The sequence below is a fragment of the Rhizobium sp. BK591 genome (assembly GCF_014195045.1).
GTDB lineage: Bacteria > Pseudomonadota > Alphaproteobacteria > Rhizobiales > Rhizobiaceae > Rhizobium > Rhizobium anhuiense.
The window spans coordinates 17457-33689 of record NZ_JACIAZ010000001.1; the positions used below are offsets into that span (position 1 = coordinate 17457).

At 58.7% G+C, this 16233-nt stretch carries 13 protein-coding genes; 6 read left to right on the forward strand and 7 right to left on the reverse strand.

What is annotated here, in order from left to right; genetic code table 11:
• Window positions 1-331: 331 nt before the first annotated feature.
• The gene (locus FHX10_RS00075; RefSeq protein ID WP_028756167.1) at window positions 332-1084 is read left to right on the forward strand and encodes a Crp/Fnr family transcriptional regulator; all 753 of its coding nucleotides are present in this window, start codon (window positions 332-334) and stop codon (window positions 1082-1084) included.
• 285 nt (window positions 1085-1369) lie between these two features.
• Here FHX10_RS00075 and FHX10_RS00080 read toward each other — a convergent pair whose 3' ends face one another.
• Entirely contained in the window at window positions 1370-2392 is a 1023-nt protein-coding gene (locus FHX10_RS00080) for a glycosyltransferase family 2 protein (RefSeq protein ID WP_025570051.1), read from the reverse strand.
• A gap of 132 nt (window positions 2393-2524) precedes the next feature.
• Window positions 2525-3439: a glycosyltransferase family 8 protein gene (locus tag FHX10_RS00085; RefSeq protein WP_028756168.1), complete on the reverse strand. Its 915-nt coding sequence runs from the start codon at window positions 3437-3439 to the stop codon at window positions 2525-2527.
• A gap of 306 nt (window positions 3440-3745) precedes the next feature.
• Here FHX10_RS00085 and FHX10_RS00090 point away from each other — a divergent pair, with 306 nt between their 5' ends.
• Window positions 3746-4045 (forward strand): hypothetical protein, encoded by a 300-nt coding sequence (locus tag FHX10_RS00090; protein ID WP_028756169.1) that lies wholly within the window; start codon window positions 3746-3748, stop codon window positions 4043-4045.
• 185 nt (window positions 4046-4230) lie between these two features.
• Here FHX10_RS00090 and FHX10_RS00095 read toward each other — a convergent pair whose 3' ends face one another.
• From FHX10_RS00095 to FHX10_RS00115, 5 genes are all read right to left on the reverse strand, one after another.
• Window positions 4231-5700 (reverse strand): hypothetical protein, encoded by a 1470-nt coding sequence (locus FHX10_RS00095; RefSeq protein WP_028756170.1) that lies wholly within the window; start codon window positions 5698-5700, stop codon window positions 4231-4233.
• Window positions 5701-5825: 125 nt separating this feature from the next.
• Window positions 5826-7217, reverse strand: a complete 1392-nt coding sequence (locus FHX10_RS00100; protein ID WP_028756171.1) for a polysaccharide biosynthesis/export family protein — start codon at window positions 7215-7217, stop codon at window positions 5826-5828.
• A gap of 6 nt (window positions 7218-7223) precedes the next feature.
• On the reverse strand, window positions 7224-8246 hold the full coding sequence (locus FHX10_RS00105; protein WP_028756172.1) for a glycosyltransferase family 2 protein: 1023 nt from the start codon (window positions 8244-8246) through the stop codon (window positions 7224-7226).
• Complete coding sequence (locus FHX10_RS00110) at window positions 8243-10000, reverse strand: GumC family protein (RefSeq protein WP_028756173.1); 1758 nt, start codon at window positions 9998-10000, stop codon at window positions 8243-8245. The genes FHX10_RS00105 and FHX10_RS00110 overlap by 4 nt, the downstream gene beginning before the upstream one ends.
• A gap of 135 nt (window positions 10001-10135) precedes the next feature.
• Window positions 10136-10840, reverse strand: coding sequence for a sugar transferase (locus FHX10_RS00115; protein ID WP_028756174.1), 705 nt, complete (start codon window positions 10838-10840; stop codon window positions 10136-10138).
• 472 nt (window positions 10841-11312) lie between these two features.
• Between FHX10_RS00115 and FHX10_RS00120 the strand changes: the two genes are divergently transcribed.
• The 4 genes from FHX10_RS00120 to FHX10_RS00135 all read left to right on the forward strand — a co-directional run bounded on the left by FHX10_RS00120 (window position 11313) and on the right by FHX10_RS00135 (window position 16198).
• On the forward strand, window positions 11313-12047 hold the full coding sequence (locus FHX10_RS00120; protein ID WP_063474360.1) for a Crp/Fnr family transcriptional regulator: 735 nt from the start codon (window positions 11313-11315) through the stop codon (window positions 12045-12047).
• The gene (locus FHX10_RS00125) at window positions 12044-13393 is read left to right on the forward strand and encodes a glycosyltransferase family 4 protein (protein ID WP_176707352.1); all 1350 of its coding nucleotides are present in this window, start codon (window positions 12044-12046) and stop codon (window positions 13391-13393) included. Before FHX10_RS00120 ends, FHX10_RS00125 begins: the two co-directional genes overlap by 4 nt.
• The gene (locus FHX10_RS00130) at window positions 13390-14634 is read left to right on the forward strand and encodes a glycosyltransferase family 4 protein (RefSeq protein ID WP_063474362.1); all 1245 of its coding nucleotides are present in this window, start codon (window positions 13390-13392) and stop codon (window positions 14632-14634) included. Before FHX10_RS00125 ends, FHX10_RS00130 begins: the two co-directional genes overlap by 4 nt.
• A gap of 82 nt (window positions 14635-14716) precedes the next feature.
• Entirely contained in the window at window positions 14717-16198 is a 1482-nt protein-coding gene (locus FHX10_RS00135; RefSeq protein ID WP_063474363.1) for a lipopolysaccharide biosynthesis protein, read from the forward strand.
• The last annotated feature ends 35 nt before the right edge of the window (window positions 16199-16233 follow it).

Below are 16233 nucleotides of genomic sequence, written 5' to 3' on the forward strand. Positions count from 1 at the left end.
GTGAATAGTTGAAGAAGTATTTTTTTAGAAAAATATACATCTGTGATGTTGGAAATATTTATTCCAGGTAAAAATATTATTATTATATTGTTGGCCTATTCTAACGGCGCACAATTGTTTCGAATTGTATAAAAATTATCCAACAGCTTCAGAAGTGTGCCTTTAACAGAATTAAATATGGATTTTATGATATATAAATGTGAGGATTCGTCAGAATTATGTATAGTTTTAGAATGTAAATTTTATATTATTATTATTTGACTTTCTAACTTAACGCATTACGAATGTCGGTGACGACAATAAATCAATTAGTCTGCTTGGAGTTGCGCGTATGGACGGTGCGATTAGCATCAAAGACAGCAGGATTGAAGGAGGCGCGGCGCGAATAAGCGAAACGGTTACTTGCGGTCCTGTAGGTATTGTTTACGGCGGCCGGCCGGATTTGGATCACGAGTTTCCGTTTTGCCGCTCGAGTGTTCGAAAATTTCGTCGCGGTGAGGTTATTGCCGGCGCCGGTGTCGTCATCGACATGTTTGCCCGCGTGCAGCGCGGAATGGTGAGTGCAAGCACCCCGCTTGCCGATGGACGCGAGTTCATCGTGGAAATCATTCCGAAAGGCGGCTTGATCGGCGAATTGGAGGTGTTGCGCAAACAGTCTCTCAGCCTGGAATATCGGGCCACGGCGGACTGCGAACTGCATTACTTCGACGGCCGTTTGCTGCGGGACTGGTGTGCGAATGATCCGCAATTTCAGGTGAAGATCCTGTCGAAGGCACTGGCGCGTGTTTCAGAACTCGAACTGCGGATTATTTCCAACGCCGGGTCGAGTTTAAGGCAGAGGCTGGCCCGGACGCTGCTGCGTCTTTGTGCCTTGTACAACGTCGATACGCAGAATAGCGGCAACGAGCTCATTATCTCCCAACACCACCTGGCCGCGACGCTGCCGGCGTCGCGTGAGAAGGTCAACCAATGTCTGCGCCGTTTGCGCGAGAGCAAGGTGGTTGACGGGACACAGGGCAAAATCCGCATTCTCAATCGGAAGGCGCTTGAGGCTTATGCCGAGGGGGCAGTGTCTCTCGCTTGAGGCACCGCCGCGATAAACAAAAAACGGAGCAGCAGAAAGCCTCGACAGAACCCGCCACCGGCGGGTTCTGTGTTTGATGCGGTGGGCGTTGATAAATCGGAGCAAGCAGGGCCGAAAGATCAGCTTGGCGGTTTGCCTTCATGCACATCGTCGCAAACCGCTGCGGATTTTGCGTGGCCTGCTTTAGAGCATTTCCGTTTTTCTCCGAATCATGGAAATGCTCTATCTCTTTGTTTTCACGCAATTCCGGACGGAAAACCGCTACGCACTTTTGCTGGAATTGCTCTAGACTTCGCTCTCGCAAGCATGTCTCCAGTATTGCCAGCCTTCACCCTGGATCAGCCCGTGATCGGACAGGTCCTTCCAGCTTCTGTAGGTGCCCGTATCCTCACAGACGAAGTCATCCATGTCCTTGCTCGAAGAGTATACGGTATATTCTTCCGTATGTTGGGACAGGTGCGCCGCATCGGCAACCTTGTGCACGAAGGTCGACAGGAACTTGAAATGCAGAAGAGCGCCGGATACGCCGAGCGCTCCGCGCATGTCGCCCAGATTTAGGGAGAGCGGCCAGACCTGGTGCGATGATTTCAGAAACAGACGTTCACCCTTGATATAGACGAGTGGTATCTTATTGAGCGCGGGGCCGTCCCAGAGCCGGTCGTGGAAATAGACGCGCCCGCGGACGCCGCCCTTGATCCATATCGTCCCGTTGCGTTTGTCGAAATGTGCGACATAGCCGGATCGGTCGAAGAGATTGCAGACCTCGAGCGGGTTGCGACCGGGTTCGCATATGTTTTCGAGAACGGGATGCGGGCTGTACATGTCGATCATGACCGAGCGGAGCGAGTGGCCGCCCATGGATTCGATATAGGTGGTCAATTGATCGATCGGTCGTGTGTCGCAATGCGGATAGACCAGAAACTCGTCCGCATCGACATAGAGGACCCATTTCTCCCGGCAGTGGCGGTTGATTACTTCGTTGATCCAGTCGTTTCCGAATCTCGCCGCCTTGTAGGAGCCATGAGCCGAAAGAAGGGACACATCGTCGAAGCTGGACAGCAACTCGGCCGTACCGTCGGACGAGCCGTTGTCGATGCAGATGAAGTGCTCGAAGCCGAGATCGCGATAATACTGCAGGAAGAATGCCAGCCGATGTCCCTCGTCGCGGATGACGCAGATGACGACATGACGCGCCTGCTTGAGCCCGTCGCGCAGCAGGTCGTAGCGAACCTGCCGAGCCTTGAGCGTCCGGCGCAGGCGAGCTTTTAGGTAATGCGAGATACTGGCGGCGGAAGCCCTATAACTCATATTCTGTCCTGAACACTATCCATTCTGGGTGAATGGATGAATACTTGCGCATCCGCCTGCAATCCACGGCTCGACCGGCAATCCCGACATCCGTCACGCGGACAATCCTCAGGTCTGACCAACAACACATCATCATACGGCGTAGTCGCCGCCGACCAGCAGGCTCTGGACGCGCGGATGGGGTCCGTTTTTCTCGATTGCGTGTTCGATGCGCGCTCGTATCGATCGGTATTTATACAGCATCTTACGGTCGAAGCTTATTCCGCGATACAGCGCGTTGTAAATCGGATGTGCTTTGCGCAGGTCGACGTAGACTTGGCTTTCCTTGTCGGTCCATGGAAAGAAGGTGCCATGCCACGGCTTCGGATGCGCCATGTAATGGACGATCGACAGGGAGGACATGTTTACCAGATGAAGGAACTGTTTGGGGAAGTTCCAGCGGTTCGATACGAGTATAAGCGATGAACCGCAGACATAATTCAATGCGCCTTGATCATGTTTGCCCTCGCAGGCCTCGGGGTTTTTAGCAAAAAGCTCAAGCGCCTCCTGCCCGATCCAACCGTTGCGGTGGAATTTCAGCACCCCTGCGTTGAAATAGTAGTTGCTCTTTCCAGTGTCGAGGAAGTCATGGATCGCGGTGTAATCGCGCGCCGCGAAAAACCTGCCCTCGGGCACAGTGGCATTTTCGAGCCGACTGAGATCGCTGACGATCTGGGTATCTCCATCGAGATAGATGATCTGGGTATAGTTGGCAGGCAGGATCTCGCAAAGGACCAGCTTGGCCATGGTGCTGACGCTGATGCGTCCCTGGAAATGCGAACTGTCGAGCTTGCCGAGCGAATCCCGCAGCGCGTCGGTCGCATCGATCAAGTCGACCCGGCTGGTTGCCAGCAGGGCTTTCAGCTCGTCGAAATTATCGAGATGTTCCGACATGAGGACGCAGACATCTGTCGCGGGGCTTGCAAATTTGCGAGCCTGAAGTGCGGAGAGAATGGTCGGAAATGAATACTCGACATCCGTGACGTAGACGACGCACTGATTGTTCATGTCATCACCCTTCCGATTGTGCGCAATACGAATGAATCGGCATTGACTTGCCCGTCGAGGGAACGGTTGAGAATTGAGCCGACGGGTCTGTCATATGAAGGCCCTGTTCGGTATATATAGCCGGTGCTCAGCGCCGCAGAGCTGAACGGGTGTCTGGCCGCCGGCGGTTTTTATGTGTTTCATTGTTGAGATATTCGCCATGAAGAGTGCCTTGCCTGTAAAAAGGCTGTGTTTCGACATCGTGTTTCGCGGTACGACGGTCGGTACCGGGACCCTTGTCGGAAAGCAGAGGGAAGGGGAATTGTCATGTTGATCACCGCAGTCGTGGCAGCGGTGATATCGATAGCTGCCGGAGCTTCCATCCGTGCCTGGGCTTTCGCAATTTTCGCCTTCCTCGTGGCAATCGGCTTCGGCAGCGTGGTTTTCAGCGACGGCTCCTCCATGATCGCGGCCATCCTCTCTGCCATTGCCATCCTCGCACTCATGGAAGTTGGCTACTTGGCAGGCGTGTTCGTTTCGGGGTTTGTGCGGCGTAGTGCCAGGCAGCGGCAAAACAATTCCGTCGCAGATAACGTCGCGCCCACCAGAGAGCGCCAGCAGAGCTGATTTTGACATAGAATCCGCAGAATAGCCTTCTGGGGACGGTTTTGCGCGATCGCGTTCGGCCGACGAATTGCTATTACCGGCAATGTTTGAAAGATGCGGCGCGGCCGGCCGATTCCGAACCGGCGCGGGCATGCCGATGGCTCGACGAGACCATCTCGCGCCATGGCGAAACTGCAAGGCGGGCGTCATCGCGTTGAAAACATCGGCGCTCTCATCTGAGATGTCGATGTCTCCAGTGGGGTCCGGTTGGCAAGCGATCGGGTCGCCTGTCGTGGCGAGATATTGGTTGTCGCCAGGCAACCGGCCGCCAGGCCCGCCGTGGTGCTGAACAGCAAGCCGAGATCGGTACCGCTTCCTGATATCGATGCCGAGGCGACCTGAGCTATCGATGCCATAATTGCGGCGTTTCCGATCGCGTGCGTTTTCCGATCGCCTGATATGTGGCGGCCGGACGCCCTCACAAGGCTGTACAGGAAGGTGGCGAAGAGCAGAGTGCCGGTCAAACCGACATTAGAGAGCAGGGCTGCGATAAAACTCGAAGCTCGAACCGTGCCGAGCCCGGCGCCGAAGGTAGCGGTGTCGACGAATGCGATCAATGCCAGCGTATTCCAGGCGGTCCGCTCTTCGCCGGATTGCGATTGGAGCTTGTCCGATAGGGTGGTGTTCACAAGGCCGGCGATGGAATCCCACGCGTCGGGGACAAGGCTGAGTGCGACGATGGCGCAGGGGATCAAGAACAGCGTGATCACCAGGAGTGTGACATGCGGCGTCGTAGCCGGGCCCCCGATCAGCCGTTTCAGGCAGAACAGCACGAACATGCAGACGACGAAGATGCCCGCGATATAGGCGGTCGTCGACGTGCAGAGGACGATCGTCGGGCCGATGAAAAGCGTTGCAAGTCCCGCCATTCGGCTTTGAACACGCTCCAGCCAGAGCATGAGCGTGAAGGAAAAATAGGCCAGTGCGACCGCGCCATACATGCTTGCTTCGGGAAAGGGGCCGACAATGCGCTTGAAGCCGCTGATCGTCTCGGCCGTATGCATCGTATAATTTGCGTTCCTGATGACATCGAGCAGGTAGGACTGGCCGGTCAGGAAGGTTCCGATATCAATCAACGCCAGGGCAAAACAGACGATTGACGCCACGATCAACTGCTGTGCGATGAAACGGGCATATCCAAGTCTTGCAAGCCCTGAAACGACGGCAAAGCAGGCGAGGTCGCCGAGCAGATAGACAGACTGGCTGAGATTGGACGAACCCGGCGCCAGCGGCGCGGCTACCGTCGACATCATGCCCGATGCGTCTCGTGCCGAGGAATAGACGAGGGTTGCGCCGGCAAAAATGCGGGGCAAGAAGAAAGACGATGCCACGGAAAACAGGATGTAGGTGGCAAACCAGAAGCCGGGGCCCGGATAGGCGAGGCTGGTCAGTATGGCCTGCGTTTGAGCCGGGCGCAGCAGGGCGGCCGCAACGAGAAAGAGCACCAGAAGATGGCTCGGCTGGATGCTGCTGCTGCCGAGCGCCGGCAATTGGAGCGCCGCTGCGGCGCCCAAGAGCGTCGACAGGCAGAGGGTCGCTATAGAAAAACGCGCGCCGTTGACCATGGTGAGCAGGCCAAGCAGCAGAATGAGGAAGCCGATCGGTTCTATCGACATGCTTCAGATCCCGATCCGGAGGACGAACGGCCAAGGCATCGGGTTTGCCGAAAACCGGTATCCGGCTTTCGGCGCGATGCTTGAGGCGAAAGCCGCCTGTTGTCATCGATGATCACAGCCGCCCCCTAATTCGCTCCCGTCTGGGATATCCAGCCGGGAGCCGCCTGATTGTCTCCGGCGACATTAGACAGCGGGACTGCCGAGCTTTGCTGCTGCGGCGCGGACTGCAGTTGCAGTGGAGGCGGTGGCGTCTGAAGGTCGGTGTCGGTGTCGATGCCGATTTCGACGACATCATGTGGCCGCAAGGTGGTCGTCTCGTCCGCCTCGATGTTGCGATAAGTCCCATCGTCGTTGCGACGCACGATCCGGTAGTTTTTCTGTGCTCTGCCAAGACCCGGCATGTCGGTGTTCATCTGCGCGAGTTGAGCGCTGTATCCGGCCTGTTCGCCGAGGAGTTGGGCCACCTGGATGTCGATTGCCGCCCTGCCGATCGCGAGATTGACCTGATTCAGCAGTTCCTGGTTTTCGCTGTTCTGCCTGTTGGCGATGTTGATCTTCGAGCGATCGGCTTCGCTGAGCCCCTGGCGAGCCGTGGTCAGGGCGACCTCGAGATCGATCAGCGTACCTTGTGCATCCGCCGCCCAGCGGTCGACCGAGACCTGACGGGAATTGCTGACCAGGCCCTTGCTCACCAGACTGTTGACATTATCCAGTTCCTTCTGCGCAAGATCGATCTGCCGCTTCTGCGAATTGATCTTGGCTTCGAGCGACTCGACCTGCTGGCCGTAGAGACGCGCGAGGTCGCTCGCCGCGTCGATCTGGCTCTGGATATCGACGCGGCGCAGCCGCATCAGGTTCAATTCCTGCGCCTTCAGCTTGTCCACATCGGGCGTTCCGACGAGCTCGGCAGGGATCTCGAAACTCTGTTCGCCGGCAATTTCGGCACGCAGCCGCGCCTGGCGCATCAGAAGATCGCGCCTGTTGAGAATGGCCGTTCGATAGGCGCCTGCAGCCTGGATCCGGTCGCGCTCGAAGACGGTATTTTCCTCGCGATCCCGAAGGAAGCCGCCGGCAATGCTGACGGCCTTCATGACCGTCATATCTGCCTCAAAAGCATAGCGCCCGGGGGTCTGCACGGTTCCGGTTACGAAGATCGGCGCATGCTGGGCGATCTCCAGGGCGATGAACGGTTTTCCCGGCAGTTCGGCCTTTTCGGACAGTGCGCCGGCGATCGCATCGGCGACCTGCTGCGTTGTTTTCCCGATCGCCTGCACCTGGCCGGCGATCGGGATCGACAGATTGCCGGCATCGTCGACGGCATAGGTCCCGTCGAGCGCCTCCCAGCTGGCATATCGGGAATCCGACGATCGCCATTCAACGACACGCAGTCTCACCTGGTCTTCCGGCACAAGAGTGTAGTTTTCCGCATGGGCGACGCTCCAGCCGGTCATGCAGGAGAATACCAGCAATGCAAGGGCGACGGAGACGAGGCGATCGGACAAGGATGTGTGCTGCATTGTCTGCTATCTCCGTTTCGTTGCGATCGATGGCGACGGCATCTCGCGCGGCGAAGGATTGCCGAACTCGAGAATGCGGGACGGAGAGGTACGGCCGACAACAAGATCGGACAGCGCCAGAAAATTTCCGTTCAGACGTCCCCAGCGGTCGATCAAGCGGTCATTGAACAAGAGGCCCCGCGTATTCGCCAGGATGTTGCGGCCGATCTGGACGACGGCACGACCCCTCGACATCGTGCCCTTCCGGATCAGATAGACGGGATTGGCAACCTGCGAATAGCCGAGCCTTCGCCCGGGCTGGCGCCCGGATCTGACACCGAGATGCACCCCGCGGGCGCCTTCGACATGCACGGACCTGCCATAGCGGGCGATGGACCGGCTGAAATCGACATCCTCGAGCCAGCCATAGAGCGGCAGCTGTTCGTCAAAGGCCAGCGCGTGCTCGAGAACGGGTGAAAGGCGAACCGCCATGTTGCATCCGTAAGCGTTGTAGACCTCCGTCACCCGCTCGGTTGCTTCGCCCGCAGTATCAAGGATCTGCAGGGCCTTTGACATGCTGAGGCCACCATCCAGGACACCGTCGGCCAGGACTTCGCCGGTGGCGATCGCCACGTTGGGGTTAGCCGCAAAGACGGCCGCCATCCGGGGCAGGAAGGTCGCGGCGGGAATGAAGTCATCGTCCAGGAAGATCAGAACATCGATATCGAAAGCGGCAGCCTGGATGATCCGGTTGCGCTGGGAGGTCAGGCCGCGGCTGCCGACGATGACTTCCACATCGCAGCGGTCGGCGAGCCCGGCGGCATCGTCGATCGCGGGCACGCAGACGATCAGCCGCTCCGCCTGGTTCGGCAGAGCGGTGAGATAGTCGACCGTCTCCCGCAGTATCGAGGGGCGGCCCGCCGAGGCGATCCCCACGGCCATTCGCAGTGGATGGCTTGCGCGCTCCGCCATGGCTTCAGGTCCGCAAGGGACAGGCGCCGGCCCGATCGACCCGTCCTGCCTGGTTGCTTCTGCCGAGGGGGAGGTCATGACTGCATTCTCTTCGGCGCATGGTTGATGATCGCCCCGAGGATCTCCGCGCCGACATTCCGCAGCGTGTCGATGACGCGCATGGTATCGTCGATCGAAGTGTGCCCGTGCGAGGTCACCACGAGGACACCGTCCAGCTCCGACGCGATCGCATTGGCATCCGGCGACGCGGAGAATGAGGAGATATCGACGAATATGGCGTCGAATTCCTTTTTCAGGTCGGCAAAGCTCAACTGCGTGCGGCGGGAACTCAGGCGAATGGCCGGCGTCACCGCTTCGACCTTGCCGAGGGGAAGGAATTTCAGCGTCGGGGTGAGCGGCAATGCCGCCGTCTGAATCAGCTCACCATTGTCGAGAACATCGACGAGGCCTGTGGAACTATCGGGCGCGATCGATTTGCTGAGCGAGGATTTCTGCGCGGCCGCATCGATCAGCAGCGTGTGCGCCCCTGATATCGACGACAGCACCGCAAGTTCGCATGCTATGGTCGATGCGCCACTGCCGGGATTGACGGCGACTATACCGATGACGACCCGGCGTTTGCGCCGAAGACCGACGACCGTCGCGCTCAATTCCGCCATGCCCGGAATAACAGGATAGGCGGCTGTGTCGCTACTGCCGGTGTCGGCGGCGAGGAAACGCGCGGGGTCTCCATTCCGGCTCTTCCTCGATGTCGACAGCAAAGTGACGAAGGGCAGCCCACCGGCTTCCGCGATCTGATGGGGGCGGACGATCCGGCGATCGCCGGCATGCCTGATCATGGCAAGTGCCAGGCCGGCGCCAAGACCAACCGCCGCCGCAAAGGCGATGATGAGCGTGCTGCGTGGTCTCTCCTTCGAAAGAGGCAGCGTGGCTCGTGAGACGATCGTCGCATCGGACACCGGGTAGGTGATGCGCTGCTTGGCTTCGGTCAGCTGGTTCAAGGTATTTTCATAGAGGGTGCGGCGAGCGTCCGTCGCGCTCTGCAGTTCCGCAAGCTTGAATTGATCGCGCGGATTGCTGGTGAAGCTGGCCAGGGCGCTGGCAGCTTCGGCCAGTCCCCGCTGCTGCTCGATTACGAATTTTGCCAGCCAGTCGCTATATTGCCGGGAAGCATTGGCCTTCATCGCGATATTCTTCTGGATATACTGCCTGGCGAGCGTGTCGGCGATGTCGACTGCCTTCTGAGGGGTGGACGCTGCCGCCGATATCTCGATGATCGTCGAACTGCCGATCCGGCGTACTCCCATCATACTCTGCAGCGTGGCGATCGCCCGATCGTGGGTCCGCTCCTCTTCCGTCTGCGGTCGTCTCTCACTCGTGGCTGCGTCTGCCGTTTCCTGAGATGCGTCCGGTTCTGAAGAGATTCCCATCAACCAGTTCTTTGCCCTGTCCTGCAGCGAAGGCGTCTGATCGACAAAGTCAGGATCGGTGTCGAGACCAAGGACTCTTACCGTTCCGCTGACGACATCGCTGGATTTGGCAATCTCCAGTTGACCCTCTATAAATGCGTCTTCCGCGAAAGCCCTCTGGGCTTCGGAGCCGCTCACCTGGGGGAAGATCACAAGCTGCGTGTTGGCAACGAAAGTCGGCTCGACGGTCAGCAGGTAGCTCCCTGCGATTGCGAGGAAGGCGATCGTCGTCGTCACAATCCACAGCCAGCGCATTCTGAGAAAGAACAGCATATCCCGCAAGGTCAGCGGCGAATTCCCGCCAGTGGCTGCGGGAGGCAGAGATATCGGAGAAACACCGCTGAAGATCGTGCTCGAGGTCATGTCGTCCTATTCCAAAATGGCGATATCACGGAGTCACCAGGCACCGGGTGACCGGGTGCTGGCAGCTTGGAGGGGACGGGGGGAGTAGCGTGTCTTCCGATTTCAGGCATGATCGGCAGCCCTCCCCCTGAAGGCTCAGTACGAGCCACGCTGCGAAAACAGGGCGGGAATTGTCTTGGCAATGATGACGAAGTCCCGGCCGAGCGACCAGTTGTTGAGATACTGGACGTCGAGGGAAACCCGGTACTCGTAGCTGACATCATTGCGCCCGCTGGTCTGCCAGTGACCGGTCAGGCCCGGGCGGACGGCCATGTAGGCCCATATATGCTCGCCGTAGCGCGGCAGTTCCTCGGCGGTGATCGGCCGGGGGCCGACAAGGCTCATTTCGCCGCGCATGATATTGATCAGTTGCGGAAGCTCGTCGATGCTCGACCGCCTCAGAATCTCGCCGACGGCCGTGATTCTCGGATCGTCCTTCAGCTTGCGCGTCGCTTCCCATTCGCTTCGCGCAGCCGGGTTGTTTTCCAGCAATTCGGCAAGCTGAGCACTCGCGTCGGTCTTCATCGTCCGAAATTTGAGGCATCCGAATGGCGCTCCGCCGACCCCGATGCGCGTATGGGAATAGAAGACCGGGCCGCGGTCGCTCATCTTCACGATCAGTGCGACGAGCAACAGAAGCGGGGAAAGCAGGATCAAGGCGATAACGGCGATGAAAAGGTCTATCGCGCGCTTCGACGATCTGCCCGCTGCACGGGGCCGGGACGAATGGAGATCGCCGCCTTTCGCGGGCGGCCGCCCAACACGCGACCAAGCCTCGAAACTATGTGCTTCCCATGTCATCGGTGCTCTCCAAACATTCCGATTAAGAACCGTTGAAAGTTTGCTGCGCCGCACCCTGGTTGTCTGTTACCAAGGTCATAATCCTTAACAAATTCTTTATGCTACTAACCGGCATTAGTGAATTCCAACTACACCCAATAGCCTTATTTTCATATCTAATGACAATCTAACCTACTTCATGGTGATTAATAGGCGCAGATTCATTTACAGTTTTGATATGATCATTTCGGTTGTTGCTGATTTTTAATTCACCAAGACTGTTTAATAAGCATGTGTCATTGATTGAACGATGGTTTTGTGGTTTCGCCGAAATTTTGATTGCAATTGATAATGTATCTTTTGCTTCTCAACCAAATGTAGACTTTATCTTTGCGTTATCTCTTGCCGATGTTATTTGACTCTCATATTAAGACAATATAAATGATGCAGTGCAGCATTGCCTATGGTTATTCGAGTACTGGGAGTTGTGCGCATGGACGGGTTGACACACGCATCAGATCGCAGAGCCGGCATCGGCAAGGCGGCGGTACCGGCTAACGGCGGCATTCATCTCAACAGTCGCATCGTCATTGACGACGAATTTCTTTCCTGCCGATCGAGCGTCCGACGTTTCCGGCGCGGCGAGGTCATCGCCGGGGCCGGCGTTCTCGTCGATACGTTTGCGCGCGTACAGTCGGGGGTGGTCAGCGCAAGCACGATGCTACCCGACGGCAGGGAATTCATCGTCGAGATCATTCCGAAATCGGGCCTTATCGGCGAGCTCGAGGTTCTGCGCAGGCAGGCCTTGAGCCTCGAATACCGAGCCGGTTCCAACTGCGAACTGCATTTCTTCGAAGGCCGGCTGCTGCGCGACATGTACGCCAGCGACCCCAGCTTTCGCGAAAAGGTCTTCTCCAGGGCGCTGGCGCGTATTTCAGAGCTTGAACTCCGCATCATTGCAAATGCGGCGTCGAGCCTGCAGTCGAGGCTGGCCAGTACGCTGCTGCGGCTCTCCGCCGTATATGGAAAAGATGCGGCAAACAGCGGGGACGAGCTGGTCATCTCGCAAAATGACCTGGCGGCGACGCTGCCGGCGTCCCGCGAGAAGGTCAATCAATGCCTGAGGCGCCTGCGGGAAAGCAAGATCATCGACGGCGGGCAGGGCAAGATCCGCATTCTCAACCGCAAGGCGCTGGAGGCCTGTGCCAACGCGGTTTCGGTGAAGTGATGGGCTCATCGCTCCCCGAGGCCCCTCGATCCGCTGCTAGCTTCGGCCGCTTTCCCCGCCCCGGCACCACAAAAATCGATCGCGTCGTCATCATCGACGACTACTCGGTGGCCAGAGGCGGTGCAACAGCGCTTGCGGTGTTGTCTGCCAAGCTTTTTCGGGGACTCAGCATCCCTGTAACCTATATTTGCGGGGATGACGCCGCCAATGCGGAGCTTGCCGCACTTGGGGTCTCGATGGTCGGGCTGAACAGCCGCGACCTGCTCAGCGCCGAACGTGCCAAGGCTTTCGTGACCGGCATTCACAATGGCGCCGCCGTCCGTATGGTCGCCAACTGGATTGCCGCACAGGACACCGCCAACACCGTCTATCATGTGCATGGCTGGCACCAGATCCTGTCTCCGGCAATTTTCAGGGCGCTGATGCCGGTCGCCAGGCGATGCGTGGTTCACGCACACGATTTCTTCACGGCCTGCCCCAACGGCGCGTTCTTCGACTATCAGGCGCAGGAAATCTGCCTTCGACGTCCGCTCGGGGGAAGCTGCATTGCAACGGCCTGCGACAAGAGAAGTTATTCGCATAAATTGTGGCGGGTCGCCCGCGGCTCCAATATCCTCCGGCGCCTGAAGGATCAGGCCGATTTCGGCCGGATAATTCTGCTGCACGAGAAGATGGCGAGCTTTCTCGTCGGCGCCGGCTATCGACCGGAGCGGCTGACGACGATCCGCAATCCCGTCGCTCCTCTCTCCATCAAACGCATCGAGGCGGAGGCCAACGACGAGTTCGTCTTCATCGGGCGGCTGGACGAGGAGAAGGGCATAGAAGACGCTGTGGCCGCCACGCGCAGAGCCGGCGTCAGGCTCTGCGTGATCGGGGACGGGCCGCTGATGCCGTTGGTCGCAGCGTCAGGAAATCACGTCAGGGCCTTGGGCTGGCAGTCGCATGCGGAGATTGGCCCGACCATCCGCAAGGCGCGTGCCCTGTTGATGCCTTCGCGCTATCCCGAGCCGTTCGGCCTCGTCGCTATCGAAGCAGCCAGGAGCGGTCTGCCGGTCATCATGTCGCGCAGCGCCTTTCTCGCCGAGGAAATGGAAAGAGCCGGCATGGCGCTTGCCTGTGATACGGCTGACGAAAGCGCCTTTGCCGAGACTTTGGCGCGATTTAGCCAGATGCCGAGGCATGAGGTCCGCGCCATGAGCGAGCGGGCTTTCCGGCTGTCGCCGGATCTCGCCTCGACACACGAAGAATGGCGCGACGCGCTTCTTGCCGAATATCACAGCCTGATTTCAACGAATGTGGTTCCCGAACTGACAGACGGTGTGGCGATACAAGGAGTATTCAGTTGACCCTTAAAGCAACAACCTCTCTTCCTGACGCGAGAGCATTTCTTGGTGATGCGCCTGTGATGGCGAAAAGACGCGTCGCGGAGGCCGGAAGCGCAAGCGAAACCAAGCAGCTGCGGGTTGCCATCGTGCATTACTGGCTCGTTTCGATGCGCGGCGGCGAGAAGGTCGTCGAAGAACTGTGCCGCATGTTTCCGCAGGCCGACATCTTCACCCTCGTCTGCAACCGGGATCGCATCAGCGATTTTCTGAAGACGCGGAACATCCGCACGTCCTTCCTGCAGAAGATCCCCGGCGCGCAGCGTCATTATACCAAGATGCTGCCGCTGATGCCCTTCGCGCTCGAGCAGTTCGACCTGCAGGATTACGATCTCGTGCTGTCGAGCGAATCCGGACCCGCCAAGGGCATCATCACACGCGCCGACGCCCTCCACGTCTGCTACTGCCATTCGCCGATGCGCTATATCTGGGATCAGTTCCATGTCTATCGCCATGGCCTTCCCTGGGTGGGCCGCGCGTTGATGTCGATCACCGCGCCCATGCTGCGCGCCTGGGATGTGACGACGTCCTCGCGGGTCGATCTGTTCGTCGCCAACTCCGATTATGTCGCAAGCCGCATCCGCCGCTTCTACGACCGGGAATCCATCGTCATCCATCCTCCCGTTGCGACCGATGATTTTGCGGTGGGGAAGGGGAAAGGCGAGTTCTATCTCTATGCGGGACAGCTGACCACCTACAAGCGGCCGGATATCGCCGTTCGCGCCTGCACCGAGGCCGGCCGAAAACTGGTGGTGATCGGCGAGGGCGAACAATTGGCTTATCTGAAGTCGATTGCCGGACCGACCGTCGAGTTTCTCGGCCATCAGCCCTTCAACGTTCTGCGCGATCACCTGTCGCGATGCCGCGCCCTGTTGTTTCCGGGTACCGAAGATTTCGGCATCCTGCCGGTGGAAGCCATGGCATCGGGGCGGCCGGTCCTGGCGTTCGACGCCGGCGGCGCCAGGGAAACCGTTTCCTCGCCGCAGGTCGGCTTTCGCTTCGCGGAGCAGACCACAGAAGCTCTGCTGGAAACGATGGCGGCGTTCGAAGAGGTGGAGGACGATATCGATCCGCATGCGATCCGCGCGCACTCGTTGAAATTCTCTTCCGCCGTGTTCCGCGACCGTCTGTCCGGCCTGATCGAGCAACAACTATCCACCCATGGCGACCGACCCGCCGACGTCTTCAGAAGACGGCCGGGCTGACGGGAAGAAGCGGAGCCGCCTGCGTTGCCGCCGCGACCGAAACCGTCTCTCAAACCCTCGACGAGGAATAAATAAACAGACCATGTCAAGCGTATCTCAGAGGACGGCGACGGCGAGCATCTGGACCATCAGCGGAAAATTCCTGGCGCGGATGCTCGATTTCGTCAGCCTCCTTGTCCTGGCAAGGCTTTTGAGCCCCGCGGATTTCGGCCTGGTCGCCATCGCGACCTCGGTGCTGGTCATCGTCGAGACAATTTTGGACCTGCCGCTGACGCAGGCCCTGATGCGTCAGCCGTCGCCTTCGGACGATATGTTTGCCACGGCCCTTACCCTCAGCCTGCTTCGAGGCGTGGCCATCAGCACGCTGATGATGATCATCTCCTGGCCGATGGCGCTGATCTATGACGATTCCCGGATTTTCTCTCTTGTCGCCGTGCTCTCCATCGCGCCTGCCATGCGCAGTGTGATCAGCCCGCGCATGGTGTTGTTCATGCAGCGGTTCGATTTCAAACGCGAGTTCGCACTCGATCTCATCACCAAGGGGTCGACACTGCTATTCGGTGTCGGGGTGGCGGTCGCGACCGGCAGCTATTGGGGACTGGCGATCGGCGCGGTTGCAGGCCCGACCGCCGCGGCGATCACCTCCTATGTCTTTGCGCCGATGCGGCCGAGGTTCAGCCTTTCTGAGTGGAAGCACTTTCAGGACATGATCAGCTGGAACACCGTCTCGCAGGTACTGAGTTCGATCAACTGGCAACTGGACCGGCTGCTTTTGCCGCGCTTTACCGGCTTGTCGACGTTCGGCGCCTTCAGCGTCGCCGACAACATCGCCGGTATTCCATACCAGACCTTCGTTGGGCCATTACTGCGTCCGCTGATGGCGGCATTCTCGACCGTCGATGACAGTCGCAATCTGATCGCGGCCTATCTGAAGGCGACGAACGCGATCACCTTCGTTGCTGCGCCCATCCTCCTCGCGCTCGCTTTTCTTGCCGAGCCGTCCGTACGCATTATCGTCGGCGAGAAATGGGCATCCGCGGCGCCGATTCTACAATGGCTGTGCATCGTCAGTCTGCTCGGTCTTCCCACGAACATGATGCCGCCATTGGCTATGGTCCTGAACAAAACCCGCTATCTCGCTCTCCGGATGTTTGCCGAGTTCGCCGTCAGGGTTCCGGTCACCATCCTGGGCGTTGTCTATTTTCAGGTAGCAGGAGCATTGGGTGCGCGGATCGTGGCGGTGCTTGTCGCCTATGCCGCATCGCTCATCATCACGCGTCGGCTGATCGGCGCGACGTTTGCCGCTCAGTTGTATGCCTTTTTACGGCCTCTGGCCGCGAGCTTGCCGATGATCGCTTTCCTGCTGTGGATCGAGCCGATGCTCTCCGCCATGCCTGTCGGCCTCAACCTTGTCGTCAGCCTGGCGCTTTACGGCGGGGCGGCAGTAGCGATCTTCTGGGCCTTCGCGCTGCTCGTGTGGCAGGTTGTCGGTAGACCCGACGGCATCGAGACCATCGTCGTCCAAAGGCTCATGCCGCGACGAAGCGGGGTTCTCACTTCATGATCGAAACAAGTGCAGTCCAACGATTGGTTTGGCGT